Origin of the sequence: Bradyrhizobium sp. CB1717 (assembly GCF_029714325.1) — a bacterium.
Taxonomy (GTDB): domain Bacteria; phylum Pseudomonadota; class Alphaproteobacteria; order Rhizobiales; family Xanthobacteraceae; genus Bradyrhizobium.
Map to the genome: position 1 here is coordinate 1,479,006 of NZ_CP121666.1, position 16,589 is coordinate 1,495,594.

Below are 16,589 nucleotides of genomic sequence, written 5' to 3' on the forward strand. Positions count from 1 at the left end.
CTCTCGCGCTTTCAGAGGCGGAGATGAGCTTTGTCGAAACAGTCCCTGCGTGAGGAGGCCGAGCGCCTGATCCGCGAATCGATGGAAAAGAAGACCATCGTCGTCAAGCAGGGCTCGACCCGCATCGAGGCGGTCTGCGGCAAGTGCGGCGCGCCGAACCGGGTGCAGGCGGAAAAAGGCCAGACTCGCGTCAAGTTCGCCTGCAAGAATTGCGGGCACAAGCAAGAGACGCTGTAGGTCTTTTACCCTCTCCCCCTGTGGGAGAGGGTGGCTCGCCGCGTAGCGGCGAGACGGGTGAGGGGGCTCTCTCCGCGAGTCACCATCTGAGTTTTGCTTGCGGATGCAACCCCTTATCCGGCGCTTCGCGCCACCTTCTCCTACAAGGGGAGAAGGGAAGGCGACCTCTACTCCCCCTCCACAAACCTCTTGAACGCGTCCGCATAGTCCGGGTGCCAGCGCGACAGCGGCGGGCGGTTCTCGACGATGTCGCCGGCCGCCCATAGCATGCGCTTTTCGTCCAGCGCGCGCGGCACGTCGTTGTCCGGGCACAGGATGTAGAAATCGCCGGCCTCCAGCCGTGCCAGCATGAAATCCACGGTCTGCTCCGGCGTCCAGGCGCCGGCCGGTTTTTCGGTGCGGCCCTTTGCGGTCAGTCCGGTGAAGACGAAGCCGGGAATGAGCAAATGCGCGCTGATGTGACAATCCTCTGTGTTGCGCAGCTCGTGCTGCAGCGCTTCCGTAAACGCCTTCACGCCGGCCTTGGAGACATTATAGGCGGGATCGCCGGGCGGCGTGGTGATGCCCTGCTTGGAGCCGGTGTTGATGATGAGACCGGCTTTGCCGCGTGCGATCATGTTCGGCGCGAAGATGCGCGAGCCGTTGATGATGCCCCACATGTTGACGCCGATGATGCGCTGCCAATGGTCCGGCTCGCCGAACAGCGTGCTGCCGGGCTGGATCCCGGCATTGTTCATGAGGACGTCGGTGCCGCCGTAATGCGCGCCGACGGCGCGTTCCAGTTCCATCACGCTTTCGGCACGGCTGACGTCGGCGGCGAACGTCATCACATGTGTGGCAGACGTGACGGATGACAGTTTTGTTGCGGCCTCCGCCAGCCGCGCCTCGTCGACGTCAGCGATGCACACCTTCATGCCGGCACGCGCGAAAGCCATGGCGGCCGCAAATCCGATGCCGGACGCGCCGCCGGTGATCACGGCAACATTGTCTTTGATGATGGCGGGGTGTTGCATGGCTCGTCTCCGCAGCAGGGGGCTCGGTCGAGCTATAACATGGCGCTGGCGCGAGCCTGCACAAGTCGGCATGGGAGGTCTTCGTTCCACGCCGCCTTTACGCCCCTCCGGCACCGCTGTATTCTTCCCGACCTAACGGTCCCACCGAGATCGAACCCAATCAATGACCTGACAGGGAGTGCAGCCATGGCTGTGTCGCAGGCTATTCCGATCACGCGCCACCCGTTCGCCAACGGGTCCTACAAGCAGATGCTGATCGACGGGAAGTGGGTGGATGCGGCCTCCGGCAAGCGCTTCGAGACCCGCAATCCCGCAACCGGCGAGCTGCTCGCGACGGTCGCCGAGGGCGACAAGGAAGACATCGACCGCGCGGTCGCCGCTGCCCGCCGCGCCTTCGAGGGACCCTGGAGCAAGGTGAAGCCGTTCGAGCGGCAGAACCTGCTGCTCAGGCTCGCCGACCTCGTCGAGAAGAACTTCGATGAATTGTCGCAGCTCGACACGCTCGACATGGGGGCGCCGCTCAGTCGCACCCGCGCCTATCGCCTGCGTGCCATCGGCATGCTGCGCTACTACGCCGGCCAGACCACGGCGATCCACGGCGAGACCATCGAGAACTCGCTGCCCGGCGAAATCTTCTCCTATACGCTGAAGGAACCGATTGGCGTCGTCGGCGCCATCATTCCCTGGAACGGCCCGCTCTCCGCGACGATCTGGAAGATCGGGCCTGCGATCGCGACCGGCTGCACCGTGGTGCTCAAGCCCGCGGAAGAGGCGCCGCTGACCTCGCTGCGCATCGCCGAACTGGCGATGGAGGCAGGCATTCCGCCCGGCGTCGTCAACGTCGTGCCCGGCTACGGCGAGACCGCGGGCGCCGCGCTTGCTTCGCACCACGACGTCGACAAGGTCGCCTTCACCGGCTCGCATGTCACGGGCCAGTCGATCATTCGTGCCTCGGCCGGCAACCTCAAGCGCGTCTCGCTCGAGCTCGGCGGCAAGTCGCCGGACATCGTATTTGCCGACGCGGATCTCGACGCCGCCGTTCCGGGCGCGGCGATGGCGGTGTTCGCCAATTCGGGGCAGATCTGCAGCGCCGGCACGCGCCTGTTCGTCGAGCAGGCGATCTACGAAGAGTTCGTCGGCCGCGTCGCCGAGTTCGGCAAGAAGCTGCAGGTCGGCAACGGCCTCGATCCCAACGTGCAGATCGGCCCGCTGGTGTCCGAGCAGCAGCTGGAGCGCGTCACCGGCTATCTCGACATCGGCCAGAAGGAAGGCGCACGCGCGCTCGCCGGCGGCGGCCGCGTCACCGAAGGTGCGCTGTCGAAGGGCTTCTTCGTCTCGCCGACGGTGTTCGCCGGTGTCCAGGACAACATGCGGATCGCACAGGAGGAGATTTTTGGTCCCGTCATCTCCGCCATCGCGTTCAAGGACATGGACGAGTTGGTCAAGCGCGCCAACAACACCACGTTCGGCCTCGGCTCTGGCCTGTGGACGCGCGACGTCACCAAGGCGCATGCGGTCGCGAAGCGCCTGCGCGCCGGCTCGGTGTGGGTGAACTGCTACCAGGCGATGGATCCGGCGGTGCCGTTCGGCGGCTACAAGATGAGCGGCTATGGCCGCGAGTCCGGCAAGCAGCACGTCGAGGAATATCTCAACGTGAAGGCCGTCTGGATCAAGACGGCGTAACATCTATTCCTTCCCGAGTTCCGCGGGAGGGAATATGCACTTTTGCAGGGGCGGCGCCTTTTCGAGGAGCCGCCCCTCGCTATATGATCCGCATCCTTTCATAGACATCCGGGGTCCGCATGAAATTCGAGGCGTTGTTTCAACCGTTGCAGGTCGGTCCGTACAAGCTCGAGCATCGCGTCGCGATGGCGCCGTTGACGCGCATGCGCGCCGAACGCGAGAGCTTTTCGCCGCGGCCGCTCAACGCCGAATATTACGCCCAGCGAGCCACGAAGGGCGGCCTGATCATTGCCGAAGCCTCGCCGGTGCTCTCGCACGGCCGCGGCAACCCGGCGACGCCAGGCATCTATTCGGAGGCGCAGATCGCCGGCTGGCGCAAGGTGACGGATGCGGTGCACGCCAAGGGCGGCGTCATCTTCCTCCAGCTCTGGCATGTCGGCCGCGTCTCGCATTCCTCCTTCCATGGCGGCGAGTTGCCGGTCTCGGCCTCGGCGATCCCCATCAAGGCCGAGGGCATGAAGGCGATGACGGCCGACGGCAAGATCGCCGATTACGAGACGCCGCGTGCGCTGGAGACGGAGGAGGTCAAGGGTATCGTCGAGGCTTTCAGGCAGGGCGCGAAGAACGCGCTGGCCGCCGGCTTCGACGGCGTCGAGATCCACGGCGCCAATGGCTATCTGCTCGAGCAGTTCCTGCAGTCGCGCAGCAACCAGCGCACCGATCAATATGGCGGATCGATCGAGAACCGTGCGCGGCTGCTGCTCGAGGTCACGCAGGCCGCGATCGACGTCTGGGGCGCGAACCGCGTCGCCGTGCGGCTGTCTCCGCATGGCATCGCCAATGATTCCGGCGAACCCGATCCGATGCCGCTCTACACGCATGTGGTGAAGGCGCTCGACAAGCTGGGTCTCGCCTACCTGCATTTCATCGAGCCGCGCTCCAGCGGCACCGGCCGCGCCGACGTCCACTGGGAGAACGTGCCCTCCGCCATGATGCTGTTCCGCCCGCTCTACAGCGGCGTGCTGATGACCGCCGGCGGCTTTACCGGCGAGAGCGCGAACGCAGCGATTGCCGATGGCCATGCCGACATCATCGCCTTCGGTCGCATCTTCATCTCCAATCCCGACCTGCCGCGGCGCCTTCGGCACGACTATCCGATCACGCCGTACAACCGCGCCACGTTCTACGGCGGCGAGGAGAAGGGGTATACGGACTATCCTGTGTATGACGAGCTGACGCCGGCGTAGGCGTGTCTTCGTAGCCCGGATGGAGCGAAGCGAAATCCGGGACCGACCGTCCCCGCATCAGGATCCCCGGATTGCGCTTCGCTCCATCCGGGCTACAGGACTATTGTGTTGCTCCGACCGCACCACAAATTCCGTCATTGCGAGCGCAGCGAAGCAATCCAGAATCTTTCCGCGGAGGCAGCCTGGATTGCTTCGCTGCGCTCGCAATGACGACGGAGAAAGCAACCATGGCCAAAGCCGCCGCCGCAGGAATAGCCACCGGCCAGTGCCTCTGCGGCAAGGTCACCTTCGAGATCGACGTGCCGGCGCGCTGGGCCTGGCATGATCACTCGGCCAGTAGCCGCCGCGCCCATGGCGCGGCCTACGCGACCTATGTCGGAAGCTGGAAGAAGCGCTTTCGCATCACCTCCGGCAAGACTGCGCTGACCCGTTACGAGGACAAGGCCACCAAGACCGCCCGTAGCTTCTGCTCGCATTGCGGCACACCGATCGCCTATGAGCGCCCGCGCGGCCCGCACATGGTCAACGTCCCCCGCGCGCTGTTCAAGGAGCGCACCGGCCGCCAGCCGCTCTATCACATCGCGATCGAGGAGCTGCAGGAATGGGCCTATACCGGCGAGCCCCTGGTGCCGCTGAAGGGCTTTCCGGGCGTGGTCTGGCAGCGCTCGAAAAAGAAGAAGCGCGCGGGCGGAGAAGATCCGTTCGAGCTGGGGCGTGAGGAGATGTAGCGCCTCTCCCACGCAACGCAGCCATGACCGCGCTTCCTTGCGCGGCTGCCAAAACTTCGGCCATCATGCCTCCGTCCTTGCGGCAACGTCCGCTCCTGGAGGAAACATGAAGAACAAGATCACCGGCCGCTCCGCCTTTCTCGCGCTGCTCAAGGACGAGGGCATCACGCATCTGTTCGGCAATCCCGGCACCACCGAATTGCCGATCATGCATGCGCTCAAGGATCATCCCGATCTCACCTATGTGATGGCGATGCAGGAGAGCCTGGTGGTCGCGATCGCCGATGGCTACAGCCGCGCCTCCGGCAAGCTCGTCGCCTGCAACGTCCATGTCGCCCCCGGCCTCGGCAACGCGATGGGCTCGCTCTACAACGCCCAGTTCACGGGCACGCCGATGATTTTGACCGCGGGTCAGCAGGAGCAGGGCCACGGCCTGATGGAGCCGGTGCTCTATGGCCCGCTGGTGCGGATGGCCGAGCCGCTGGTGAAATGGGCGGTCGAGGTGACGCGGCTGGAGGATCTGCCGCGCATCGTGCGCCGCGCCGCCAAGGTCGCGATGACGCCGCCGACCGGGCCGGTGTTCATCTCGCTGCCCGGCGACATCCTCAACAGCGAGGCCGGGATCGATCTCGGTCGCTCCACCCGCATCGACGCGCGCACAAGACCACCGGATGAAGCGCTGAAGGCGTTTGCCGCACGGCTGCTCAAGGCCGAGCGCCCTGTGATCGTCACCATGGACGAGGTGGTGAAGAGCGATGCGCTCAAGGAGGCGGCTGAACTGGCCGAGTTGCTCGGCGCGGCCGCCTATCAATCCTCGACGCCCTATGGCTCGCACTTCCTCTCGGAGAGCCCGAGCTTCGTCGGCACGCTGGCGCGCGTGCAGAAGGCGGCGCGCGATATGCTCGCGCCTTACGATCTCCTGATCGCACTCGGCGGCGATCCCCTGCGGATGTCGGTCTATAGCGAGGTCGATGCGCTGCCTGACGGACTCGGCATCGTGCAGGTCGGCCTCGCCGATTGGGAGATCGCAAAGAACTATGGCGCAGAGATCGCGCTGAAGGCGGATCTGAAGGAGACGCTGCGGGCGCTGATCCCGGTGCTGAAGGAGATGGGCGGCGCGACACTCGCGAGCCGCGCGAAACAGCGCCTCGCCGAGATCGCGCCGAAGAACTGGACCGCGCGGCGTGCCGCGCTGGTCGAGCAGATCGGAAAGAGTGCGGGCCGCAACCCCATCGATCCCGACTTCCTGGTGCTGCAAATGGTCGAAGCCATGCCCGACCATGCCATCCTCGTCGATGAAGGACTCACCTCCAGCCGTCAGGTAACGGCGCTGCGTCCGCACCGCGACCGCTACGGCTATCACGGCCTTGCCTCCGGCGGCATCGGCTGGGGCCTGCCGGCCTCCGTCGGCGTCAGCATTGCCAATCCGGATCGTCCCGTCGTGTGCTTCTCCGGCGACGGCAGCGCGATGTATTCGATCCAGTCGCTGTGGACGGCGGCGCATCACAAGCTGCCGCTCAACGTCGTCATCGCCAACAATGGCGGCTACCGCATCATCAAGCAGCGCCTGCTCGCCTTCCATGGCGACGACAATTACGTCGGCATGGATTTCGTCGATCCGCCCGTGGATTTCGCCGGTGTCGCCAAGGCGCTCGGCTGCGAGGCGATCAAGGTCAGCGATGTCAGCGAGCTGAAGGCGACGCTGGCGTCGGCGTTTGGCCGACCGGGGACGAAGCTGATCGAGGTGATGGTGGACGGGAAGGTGTAGGGGCTGCCGCGCACTCCGCTCTGCTCCCTCCTCCCTTGCGGGGGAGGGTGGGGGAGAGGGGTGGCCGAGGAGGCGGTGTTGCTGTCGTCTAGAAGATGTGCGCGTTACGGAGAGAGTGTGCCGTGTGGTACCCCTCTCCCTAGCCCTCCCCCGCAAGGGGGGAGGGAACGCAGCGGTGCTTGCAGATGCAGCGCGGCTGATCGCAAACGAAGCGCGACTCGCTACCCCTTCTTCCCCACACGATACCCCGCCGCCGGATGCGGTGCGTCGAGCCGCGCACGGCCGTCGCCGAACAGTTTTTCCCGCAGCGTGCCCTTGGCGTATTCCGGCTTGTACCGTCCGCGCTTGGTCAGCTCGGGCACGAGCATGTCGGAAATGTCCTCGAAATCGCCGGGCGAGATCGCGAACGCGACGTTGAGGCCGTCGACGTCGGTCTTCTCGAACCAGTCCTCGATCTTGTCCGCCACCATTTCCGGCGTTCCCACGACGACAGGACCGGCGCCGCCGATGCCGACATGCTCGATGACGTCGCGCACGGTCCAGATCCGATCGGGGTCGGCGCGGGTGACGTTGTCCATCGCGCTGCGGCCGGCGTCGTTCTGGACGTGGCGCACCTGCTGGTCGAGGTCGTAGCCGGAGAAGTCGACACCGGTCCAGCCTGACATCAGCGCCAGCGCCCCTTCGGGGCTGATGTGGCGGCGATAATCGGCGTATTTTTCCTTCGCCTCGGCTTCCGTCCGTCCGAGGATGATCGTCATCATCGAGAACATCAGGATTTCGGCCGGGTTGCGGCCGAGCGCGGCAGCCTCCTGGCGGATCGCGGAGACGCGCGGGGCGATCACCTTGGCCGATGGCCCCGACATGAACACACATTCGGCGTGACGCGCGGCGAACTGCCGGCCGCGCGGCGAGGTGCCGGCCTGGTACAGCACAGGCGTGCGCTGCGGCGACGGCTCGCTGAGGTGAATGGTGTTGTTGATGCGGTAGTTCGCGCCCTCATGATTGACGCGATGAACTTTCGCGGGATCGGTGAAGATGCCTCGCGCCCGGTCGCGCAAAACGGCGTCGTCTTCCCAGCTGCCTTCCCAGAGCTTGTACACGACTTCCATATATTCATCGGCAATGTCGTAGCGGTCGTCGTGCCCGGTCTGCTTCTCCTTGCCCGCACCGCGCGCGGCGCTGTCGAGATAGCCGGTGACGACGTTCCAGCCGATCCGTCCCTCGGTGAGATGATCCAGCGTCGACATCCGCCGTGCGAACGGGTAGGGCGGCTCGAACGACAGATTGCTGGTGACGCCGAAGCCCAGATTCTTCGTCACGGCTGCCATCGCCGACAACAGCAGCAGAGGCTCGTTCGACGGCGTTTGCGCTGCATTGCGCAAGGCTGCGTCAGGGCTGTTGCCATAGACGTCATAGACGCCGAGCACGTCGGCCAGGAACATCCCGTCGAAGCGGCCGCGTTCCAGGGTCCTGGCCAGATCGATCCAGTAGGGCAGGCGATTATAGTCGGCGGTGCGGTCGCGCGGATGGGTCCACAGGCCCGGTGACTGGTGTGCGACGCAATTCATCGCAAAAGCGTTGAGCCTGATCTCTTTGGCCATGCTGGTCCCTCGGCGCCCTGTACTGAGCGCTCTTCGAATGATAGATGTGCGCCCCAATCTGGCGAAGTTCTTGCATATCGCGTGCGCTTGGCAAGGCCAAAACCAGCGGCGCTCCCGCTCTTGGCAAGCCAATCTCAAGAGAGCAAGAACGAAATCGCAAGAGAACTACAAGAACTGTCCAAGCCCCCGCCACTTTCGATGGCCAGTGTAGCCCGCTACGTTCGCCCGCGTCGAAACCTTGAAAACGGAAGCAATGACCAGAGCCGACGCCATCGCCCGCGCCCGCGACGATTTCAAGTCCGGCGCGTTCCTCGCTGAACTCGACCGCCGCGTCGCCTACAAGACCGAGAGCCAGAATCCGTCGCGTGGCCCAGAGCTGCGCGCCTATCTGGAACAGGAGATGCAGCCGGCTTTCGCCGCGCTCGACTTCACCAGTCGCATCGTCGAATCCCCGAGCGGCAAGGCGCCGTTCCTGTTCGCCGAGCACCACGAGAGCGCCTCGCTGCCGACCGTGCTGGTCTATGGCCATGGCGACGTCGTCGACGGCATGGAAGGCGAATGGCGCGAGGGGCGCGATCCCTGGCGCACGACGGTTTCGGGGACGCGGCTCTATGGCCGCGGCACCGCCGACAACAAGGGCCAGCACAGCATCAACATGGCGGCGCTTCGCGCGGTGCGCGAGGCCCGTGGCGGCAAGCTCGGCTTCAATGCCAAATTCATCGTCGAGATGGGCGAGGAGATCGGCTCGCCCGATCTCGGCAAGGTCTGCGACCTCAATCGAGACACGCTCAAGGCCGACCTGTTCATGGCCTCCGACGGCCCGCGCTTGTCCGCAGATCGCCCGACACTCTTCCTTGGCTGCCGCGGCGGCATTCGCATCCATCTCGACGTCAATCTGCGTGATGGCGGTCATCATTCCGGCAATTGGGGCGGCGTGCTCGCCAACCCCGCGACCATCCTGGTCAACGCGATCTCGACACTGGTCGACGGCCACGGCCGCCTCCAGCTCGAGGCCCTGAAGCCGCCGCGCCTCACCAACCAGATCCGCAGCTACCTTGCCGACGTCGAGGTGGTGCCGACCGCGGACGAGCCGGCGCTGGCGGAGAATTGGGGCGAGGAGGGGCTGTCGGCGGCCGAGCGGCTGTATGCCTGGAACACGCTGGAAGTGCTGGCGATGTCCTCGGGCAATATCGAGAAGCCGGCCAATGCCATTCCCGGCCACGCCAATGCCGTGCTGCAACTGCGTTTCGTGGTCGGCACCAAGATCGAAGGTCTGATCGAGGCCGTCCGTGCGCATCTGGTCGCAAAGGGCTTTCCGATGGTCGAGGTGCGGGCGGCGCAGAGCTTTGCTGCATCGCGCACCGATTTCGACAGCCCCTGGATCAAATGGGCGGCGGATTCGGTGCAGGAGACCACCGGCAAGGCGCCGGCGGTGCTGCCGAATTTCGGCGGCTCGCTGCCCAACGACGTCTTTTCCGAAATCCTGGGCCTGCCGACGATCTGGGTCCCGCACTCCTATCCCGGCTGCTCCCAGCATGCGCCCAATGAGCACATCCTGCTGCCATTGACTGAAGAGGCCTTGACGGTGATGGCCGGGCTGTTCTGGGATCTCGGGGAATTGCCAAAGCCACTCGCCTGAGCCGTTAACCTGAGCCGCCATTCCAGCCGAAAGTCACATTCTAATCCGGCCCGATTTGTGCTTGCATCCGGCCGCATCATCCTGAAAGGGGAAGAAAAAAGTGAAACATTTCCGTCACATCGGGCTCGCGCTCGCCGCGACCTTTGCCGTCAGCCAGGCCGGGGCCCAGGAGCTGACCGGCACGCTGAAGAACATCAAGGACACCGGCGCCATCACGCTGGGCTTCCGCGACTCCTCGATCCCGTTCTCCTATCTGGACGACAACCAGAAGCCGGTCGGGTTCGCGATGGACATCTGCTACAAGATCGTCGACGCCGTGAAGAAGGAGCTCAAGCTCGACAAGCTCGAGGTCAAGCTCAACCCGGTGACCTCGGCGACGCGCATCCCACTGATGGCCAACGGCACCATCGACCTCGAATGCGGCTCGACCACCAACAATGCCGAGCGCCAGAAGCAGGTCGCCTTCACCAACACCCACTTCCTGACCGCCAGCCGCTACGTATTCAAGAAGTCGAGCGGCCTGAAGTCGATCGACGATCTCAAGGGCAAGACGGTGGTCTCGACCGCCGGCACCACCAACATCAAGCAGCTCACCGAAGCCAACGTCGCGAAGGGCCTCGGCGCCAACATCATCCCGGCGAAGGATCACGCCGAAGCCTTCCTGATGGTCGAGACCGACCGGGCGGTCGCCTTCGTCATGGACGACATCCTGCTCGCCAGCCTCGTCGCCGGCTCGAAGTCGCCGGATGACTATGCGATCTCCAAGGACGCGTTCTCCAAGCCCGAGCCCTACGGCATCATGCTGCGCAAGGACGACGCGCCCTTCAAGAAGGTGGTCGATGCGGCAACCGCTGCGGTCTATACCTCGGGCGAGGGCGAGAAGATCTACGCCAAGTGGTTCACGACCAAGATCCCGCCGAAGGGGCTGAACCTGAACACGCCGATCTCGTCGGAACTGAAGAACGAGTTCGCCAAGCCGACGGACTCGCCGAACCCGGACGATTACAAGTAAGATATGTTGTTGGCCTCTCCCCGCTTGCGGGGAGAGGCCACCCTAGCCCTTTCCCCGCAAGCGGGGAGAGGGAAGAAATTCCAGCCATTCTGGAGGGAGTGGCCGGACATTTGCATAGGCGCCCGGACAATTGTGATGGGCGCGTTCGCGCGGGGGACACGTGAACTACCACTGGAACTGGGGAATTTTCTTCGAGCCGAACCCGATGGGGACCGGCACCTATCTCGACATGCTGTTGTCGGGACTGGCGCTGACCATCAAGACGGCGCTGCTCGCCTGGATCATCGCGCTGATCTTCGGCTCGATCGTCGGCGTCATGCGCACGCTGCCGTCGCGGGGCGCGTACTGGTTCGGCTTCTGCTGGGTCGAATTCTTCCGTAACATGCCGCTGCTGGTGCAGCTCTTCCTGTGGTTCTTCGTGCTGCCGGAATTGCTGCCGAGGGCCGCCGGCCTGTGGCTGAAGCAATTGCCGAACGCGCCGTTCTGGACGGCGGCGATCGGCGTCGGCTTCTTCATGTCGGCGCGCGTCGCCGTGCAGTTGCAGGCCGGCATCGGTTCGCTGCCGCGCGGCCAGAAGATGGCCGCGACCGCGCTCGGGCTCACCACCGTGCAGGGCTATCGCTACGTGCTGCTGCCGATGGCGTTCCGCATCATCCTGCCGCCGCTGACCTCCGAGTTCCTCAACACCATCAAGAACACGGCGGTCGCCATCACCATCGGCCTGATCGAGCTGACCGGACAGGCGCGCTCGATGCAGGAATTCTCGTTCCAGGTGTTCGAGGCCTTCACGGCCGCGACCATCCTCTATCTCCTCGTCAACGCCGTCGTCGTGACCGCGATGCGCTTCCTCGAGCGCTACGTCGCGATCCCCGGCTACATCACGGGGAAATAGCGCCATGCTCGGGAGTTTCGATTTCGACGTCATCCGCCGGTCGCTGCCCTACCTGTTCTACGAGGGCATGACCTTCACGTTGACGCTGACCGCGCTCGCAGCGCTCGGCGGCCTGATCTTCGGCACGGCGATCGCCCTGATGCGGCTGTCCGGCTACAAGACCCTCGGGCGCATCGCCGGCCTCTATGTCGACTTCATGCGCTCGCTGCCGCTGGTGCTGGTCATCTTCTGGTTCTACTTCCTGGTGCCCTATATCGGGCAGTGGCTGACCGGCGCCTCGCGCCCGATCAGCGTCGGCGCGTTCGCGTCCTCGCTCATCACCTTCATCATGTTCGAGGCGGCGTATTTCTCCGAGATCATGCGCGCCGGCATCCAGTCGATCTCGCGCGGGCAGCCGGCCGCGGCCTCCGCGCTCGGCCTGAGCTACGCCCAGACCATGCGCTACGTCGTGCTGCCGCAGGCGTTCCGCAACATGCTCCCCGTGCTGCTGACCCAGACCATCGTGCTGTTCCAGGACACCTCGCTGGTCTACGTGCTGTCGATCCCGGACTTCCTGGGCGCGGCCAGCAAGGTCGCGCAGCGCGACGGGCGCCTCGTCGAAATGTATCTGTTTGCCGCCGTCGTCTACTTCACCATTTCCTGTATCGCGTCCTTCGGCGTTCGCCGTCTGCAGTCGCGCATCGCCATCATTCGCTAGAGCGTGTCGGTCATGATCGAAATCAGCCACGTCAACAAATGGTACAGCCCGACCTTCCAGGTGCTGACCGACTGTACCACCAGCGTCACCAAGGGCGAGGTCGTCGTCGTCTGCGGCCCCTCGGGCTCGGGCAAGTCGACGCTGATCAAATGTGTCAACGCGCTGGAGCCGTTCCAGAGCGGCGACATCTCGGTCGACGGCACCAAGGTCAACGATCCCAAGACCAATCTGCCGAAACTGCGCTCGCGCGTCGGCATGGTGTTTCAGCATTTCGAGCTGTTCCCGCACCTCAAGATCATCGACAATCTCTGCCTCGCGCAGGAAAAGGTGCTTGGCCGCGGCCACGACAAGTCGGTCACCAAGGGCATGCAGCTGCTTGAGCGCGTCGGCCTGAAGGAGCAGGCGCAGAAATTCCCCGCGCAGCTCTCCGGCGGTCAGCAGCAGCGCGTTGCGATTGCGCGCGCGCTCGCGATGGATCCGATCGTCATGCTGTTCGACGAGCCGACCTCGGCGCTCGACCCCGAGATGGTCAGCGAGGTGCTCGATGTCATGGTCGACCTCGCCCGTGAAGGCATGACCATGATGGTCGTCACCCACGAGATGGGTTTTGCCCGTAAGGTCGCCAATCGCGTGATCTTCATGGACCGCGGCGAGATCGTCGAGGACGCCCCGAAGGACGACTTCTTCGGCAAGCCCCGCAGCGACCGCGCGCAGAAGTTCTTGTCGAAGATCCTGTCGCATTGATCACCACTGCCGTCATTCCGGGATGGTCCGAAGGACCAGACCCGGAATCTCGAGATTCCGGGTTCATTCGCTGCGCGAATGCCCCGGAATGACGAAACGAGGGTGCCCGGCGCCTCCAATTCGCGTATAAGCGCGCCAAATCCCCCTTTTCCCCTCCCAGGAGACCTGCCTTGGACCCGCTCGCCTATGTCAACGGCTCATTCGTCCCGCTCTCGGAAGCCAAGATCTCGGTTCTCGACCGCGGCTTCCTGTTCGCCGACGGCATCTACGAGGTCTCGGCCGTGCTGGACGGCAAGCTGGTCGACAATGCCTCTCATTTGGCGCGGCTGGAGCGGTCGGTCGGCGAGATCAGCCTGAAGCTGCCGGAGACGATCGAGCGCATCACTGAGATCCAGAAAGAGCTGATCGCGCGCAACAAGGTCACGAGCGGCCTCGTCTATCTCCAGGTCACACGCGGCGCCGACAAGGGCCGCGACTTCCCGTTCCCCAAGGCTGACGTCAGGTCGAGCCTGGTGATGTTCACCTCGGAGAAGGACATCATCAACGCTCCCGTCGCAAAGACCGGTATCAATGTGATCACGGTGCCCGACATCCGCTGGGAGCGGCGCGACATCAAGAGCGTAGCGCTGCTCGCACAGGTGCTGGCGAAGCAGGCTGCGGCCGAGGCCGGCGCGGGCGAGGCCTGGATGTTGCAGGATGGTTATGTGACCGAAGGCGGCTCGTCGTCGGCGTTCATCCTCACCAAGGACGACGTCATCGTCACCCGGAAGAACTCCAACGCGATCCTGCCGGGCTGCACCCGCAAGGCCGTGATCGCGCTTGCCGAGGAGCGCCAGCTCCGCGTCGAGGAACGGTCCTTCACGGTCGCCGAGGCGCTCGCCGCCAAGGAAGCGTTCATCACCAGCGCATCCTCCTTCGTGCAGCCGGTGATCGCAGTCGACGGCAAGACGATCGGCGACGGCAAGCCGGGCCCGATGGCCACGCGGCTGCGCGAGATCTATGTGGAGTTCGCCAAGGCGACGGCGGTCTAGGCGGCGCCGTAGCTGCCGTAGGGTGGGCAAAGCGAAGCGTGCCCACCTTTCGTTAAATTCATGGAAAGATGGTGGGCACGGCGCAAAGTGCGCCTTTGCCCACCCTACGAGATTTGCGCGCGAGGCGGCGCCGCCGCCTACGCCACCGAAGCCTTCACCTTCACCGGATGCACGGCGCGGAACGCGATCGCGATCCGGTTCCACGCATTGATCGCCCCGATCAGCATGGTCAGGTTCACCGTATCCGCGTCGGAGAATTGCGCGCGAACTTGTTCGTAGACGTCATCAGGCGCGTGCGTCTCGGAGATCAGCGTCACGGCTTCCGTCCAGGCCAGCGCGGCGCGCTCGCGGTCGGAATAGAGCGGGGATTCGCGCCAGGCATTGAGCAGATAGATGCGCTGCTCGGTCTCGCCGCGCTTGCGCGCGTCCTCGGTGTGCATGTTGATGCAGAAGGCGCAGCCGTTGATCTGCGAGGCCCGGATCTTGACCAGCTCGATCAGCGATTTTTCCAGGCCCGTCGACTGGATCTGCTCTTCCAGCGCCATCAGTGCTTTGATCGTATCGGGTGCGGCCTGGTAGTAGTTCATGCGGGGCTTCATGGTCGTTCTCCTTGTCTCCGGTTGGGATCAGTGGGCACCGCCGGCCGAGACTTGGCCGGGCTTCTTCAGGAAGAATACGGCAATGAGCGCGACGATCAGCGCCATGCCGAGCAGATAGAAGGTGTCGCTGAAGGCGAAGATATAGGCCTGCTTCTGCACGATATGGCCGATCGCAACATAGGCGCGATGCGACGCGTCCGCACGGTCGAGGATGCCGTGATTGATGAAATATTGCGTGAGCTGTTCCAGCCGCGTGCGGGTAGCCTGCTCGAACACCGAGACCGACTGCATCAGCACGTTGGAGTGATATTGCTCGCGCTTGGTCAAGACAGTCTGGAGCAGCGCGATGCCGACGGCGCCGCCGAGATTGCGCATCATGTTGAACAGGCCGGAGGCGGAACCTGCATTCTCGGCTTCGATGCCAGCGGTTGCCACCGCCGAGAGCGGTGCCATCACCAGTGCCTGGCCGATGGCGCGAACGACGTTCGGCCACAACAGCTGGTCGGCGGCGTAGTCGTTGGTCATGTAAATGTTCATGAAGTTCGAGGCCGCGAACAGCACGAAGCCGACGCCGATGATGATCCGCGCGTCGAACTTCTGCATCAGGCGCGGCACCAGCGGGATCAGCAGGAGCTGCGGCAATCCGGTCCAGGCCAGCACCATGCCGATCTGCTCGGCATTGTAGCCCTGAATCCGTGCCAGATATTGCGGCATGATGAACACCGAGCCGTACAGCGCGATGCCGAGCAGGAAGTTCGCGAGCATGCCGAAGCCGAAATTGCGGCGCACCAGCAGGCGCAGATTGAGCAGCGGCTTCTTCACGGTGAGCTCGATGACCAGGAAGGCGGTCAGCGCGACGGCGGCGATCACCGAGAGCTTGACGATGAAGGGCGAGCCGAACCAGTCGTCCTTGTTGCCTTCCTCCAGCACGGTCTGAAGCGCCGAGAGTCCGATCGCCATGGTGATGATGCCGGCCCAGTCGCCCTCACGCAGCAGCGCGAGCTTCATGGGCTTTGCCTCGAGCGCGTACCAGAGCATGCCGACCATGATCGCGCCGGGCACGAGGTTGACATAGAAGATGTACTGCCAGCCGAAATTCTCGGTGAGATAGCCGCCGATGGTGGGGCCGATCGCCGGCGCGAACGTCGCCGACAACGCGAACAGCGCAAGTCCGACCGGCTGCTTTGCGCGCGGCAGCAGCGTGATGATCAGCGTGAAGGCCATCGGGATCAGCACGCCGCCGGTAAATCCCTGCACCGCGCGCAGCACGATCATCTGCGGCAGGTCCTGCGCCAGCGCGCAGGCGGCCGACAGAAGCAGGAACAGGACTGCATTGGTGAGCAGATAGATGCGGATCGAGAACACCTGCGCGAGCCAGCCGGACAGCGGAATCACCACGATCTCGGCGATCAGATAGGAGGTCGAGATCCAGCCGCCGTCGTCGATGCCGGCGCCGATCGCGCCCTGGATGTCGGCGAGCGAGGCGTTGACGATCTGGATGTTCAGTACGGCCATGAACGCGCCGAGCGTGGCGCCGATCACCGCGATCCAGGTTTTTGCAGAAACCGCCGGCGTCGTTGGCGCAACAGGGGGGGAGATGGTGGCGGTGGACGCAGCGTTGACGGTCGGTTGGAGCGTACTCATGGAAGCCTCGTCTCGGGTACGGAGACAGGATGCGTCAGGCGGGTGGTTTCGATA

15 protein-coding genes are annotated in these 16,589 nt (G+C 64.4%); 11 read left to right on the plus strand and 4 right to left on the minus strand.

The features are described 5' to 3' along the window. Nucleotides 1-30 precede the first annotated feature (30 nt). Entirely contained in the window at nucleotides 31-237 is a 207-nt protein-coding gene (locus tag QA649_RS06985; RefSeq protein WP_018648496.1) for a hypothetical protein, read from the plus strand. A gap of 167 nt (nucleotides 238-404) precedes the next feature. On the opposite strand, the gene QA649_RS06990 is transcribed toward QA649_RS06985, so the two are convergent. Then, nucleotides 405-1,250 carry an SDR family NAD(P)-dependent oxidoreductase gene (locus tag QA649_RS06990; protein WP_283023539.1) on the minus strand — a complete coding sequence of 282 codons (846 nt, stop codon included), beginning with the start codon at nucleotides 1,248-1,250 and terminating at the stop codon, nucleotides 405-407. A 186-nt stretch (nucleotides 1,251-1,436) separates the two neighbouring features. Here QA649_RS06990 and QA649_RS06995 point away from each other — a divergent pair, with 186 nt between their 5' ends. The 4 genes from QA649_RS06995 (at nucleotide 1,437) to QA649_RS07010 (ending at nucleotide 6,676) form a co-directional block, all read left to right on the plus strand. Continuing rightward, nucleotides 1,437-2,933 (plus strand): aldehyde dehydrogenase family protein, encoded by a 1,497-nt coding sequence (locus QA649_RS06995; RefSeq protein WP_260387994.1) that lies wholly within the window; start codon nucleotides 1,437-1,439, stop codon nucleotides 2,931-2,933. 119 nt (nucleotides 2,934-3,052) lie between these two features. Next, complete coding sequence (locus tag QA649_RS07000) at nucleotides 3,053-4,180, plus strand: alkene reductase (protein ID WP_283023540.1); 1,128 nt, start codon at nucleotides 3,053-3,055, stop codon at nucleotides 4,178-4,180. Between the two features lie 227 nt (nucleotides 4,181-4,407). Continuing rightward, entirely contained in the window at nucleotides 4,408-4,908 is a 501-nt protein-coding gene (locus QA649_RS07005; RefSeq protein ID WP_283023541.1) for a GFA family protein, read from the plus strand. Nucleotides 4,909-5,014: 106 nt separating this feature from the next. Further along, nucleotides 5,015-6,676, plus strand: coding sequence for a thiamine pyrophosphate-binding protein (locus tag QA649_RS07010; protein WP_283023542.1), 1,662 nt, complete (start codon nucleotides 5,015-5,017; stop codon nucleotides 6,674-6,676). Between the two features lie 221 nt (nucleotides 6,677-6,897). Here the strand turns inward: QA649_RS07010 and QA649_RS07015 are convergent, their stop codons facing one another. Next, complete coding sequence (locus QA649_RS07015; protein WP_283023543.1) at nucleotides 6,898-8,277, minus strand: LLM class flavin-dependent oxidoreductase; 1,380 nt, start codon at nucleotides 8,275-8,277, stop codon at nucleotides 6,898-6,900. Between the two features lie 253 nt (nucleotides 8,278-8,530). Here QA649_RS07015 and QA649_RS07020 point away from each other — a divergent pair, with 253 nt between their 5' ends. From QA649_RS07020 to QA649_RS07045, 6 genes are all read left to right on the plus strand, one after another. Further along, complete coding sequence (locus tag QA649_RS07020) at nucleotides 8,531-9,916, plus strand: M20 family metallopeptidase (RefSeq protein ID WP_283023544.1); 1,386 nt, start codon at nucleotides 8,531-8,533, stop codon at nucleotides 9,914-9,916. A gap of 100 nt (nucleotides 9,917-10,016) precedes the next feature. Further along, nucleotides 10,017-10,928: an amino acid ABC transporter substrate-binding protein gene (locus tag QA649_RS07025; RefSeq protein WP_283023545.1), complete on the plus strand. Its 912-nt coding sequence runs from the start codon at nucleotides 10,017-10,019 to the stop codon at nucleotides 10,926-10,928. Between the two features lie 160 nt (nucleotides 10,929-11,088). Next, the gene (locus QA649_RS07030) at nucleotides 11,089-11,820 is read left to right on the plus strand and encodes an amino acid ABC transporter permease (RefSeq protein ID WP_283023546.1); all 732 of its coding nucleotides are present in this window, start codon (nucleotides 11,089-11,091) and stop codon (nucleotides 11,818-11,820) included. Between the two features lie 4 nt (nucleotides 11,821-11,824). Continuing rightward, nucleotides 11,825-12,517, plus strand: coding sequence for an ABC transporter permease subunit (locus QA649_RS07035; protein ID WP_080134882.1), 693 nt, complete (start codon nucleotides 11,825-11,827; stop codon nucleotides 12,515-12,517). A gap of 12 nt (nucleotides 12,518-12,529) precedes the next feature. After that, entirely contained in the window at nucleotides 12,530-13,261 is a 732-nt protein-coding gene (locus QA649_RS07040; RefSeq protein WP_018648485.1) for an amino acid ABC transporter ATP-binding protein, read from the plus strand. 170 nt (nucleotides 13,262-13,431) lie between these two features. Continuing rightward, complete coding sequence (locus tag QA649_RS07045; RefSeq protein WP_283023547.1) at nucleotides 13,432-14,292, plus strand: D-amino-acid transaminase; 861 nt, start codon at nucleotides 13,432-13,434, stop codon at nucleotides 14,290-14,292. A gap of 137 nt (nucleotides 14,293-14,429) precedes the next feature. Here the strand turns inward: QA649_RS07045 and QA649_RS07050 are convergent, their stop codons facing one another. Both QA649_RS07050 and QA649_RS07055 read right to left on the minus strand, forming a co-directional pair. Further along, complete coding sequence (locus tag QA649_RS07050; protein ID WP_211406204.1) at nucleotides 14,430-14,891, minus strand: carboxymuconolactone decarboxylase family protein; 462 nt, start codon at nucleotides 14,889-14,891, stop codon at nucleotides 14,430-14,432. A 27-nt stretch (nucleotides 14,892-14,918) separates the two neighbouring features. Beyond that, a complete protein-coding gene (locus QA649_RS07055) occupies nucleotides 14,919-16,535 on the minus strand; it encodes an MDR family MFS transporter (RefSeq protein ID WP_283023548.1) in 1,617 nt (538 codons plus the stop codon). Nucleotides 16,536-16,589: the final 54 nt, after the last annotated feature.